Source organism: Xenorhabdus yunnanensis, assembly GCF_028598805.1.
In the GTDB taxonomy this organism is placed as follows: Bacteria; Pseudomonadota; Gammaproteobacteria; order Enterobacterales; family Enterobacteriaceae; genus Xenorhabdus; species Xenorhabdus yunnanensis.
On record NZ_JAQRFI010000264.1, the window covers coordinates 1 to 366 of the forward strand.

Below are 366 nucleotides of genomic sequence, written 5' to 3' on the forward strand. Positions count from 1 at the left end.
ATCCACCCAAATCAACGGTAATTTATTTTTGCACATCGGTATCTCAACGCCGCCATCGACACCACCCCATGCCGCATCGGCATTAAATCCCAGCACATTTTTGATGAGATAAATCCCCTCGGATAGACGCTCAACAGTCGCCCCCTCGGATTCGTCATTGGTCTCAAATTTTCCATCGTTCCAGATTTTGATGATGGGCGAGGCTGTTTTTAGATAGCCACCGACTACGGTGGTGTTCCTGTCAGTCCAGACATTATTGATGTGGTTCAATGATTTTGGTCACCGTTATAGAGGTGATATGCTCACTTCGATAATTCAACAGGTGACATGATGAAAAGAAGTTTCAGCCCCGAATTTAAATTGGAG

At 45.1% G+C, this 366-nt stretch carries 1 protein-coding gene; it reads right to left on the minus strand.

Annotated elements, in window-relative coordinates:
• Positions 1-270, minus strand: a 270-nt coding sequence (locus tag PSI23_RS22170) for a phage tail fiber protein (protein ID WP_444876167.1), incomplete at its 3' end; no start/stop codon positions are given.
• Positions 271-366 lie beyond the last annotated feature (96 nt).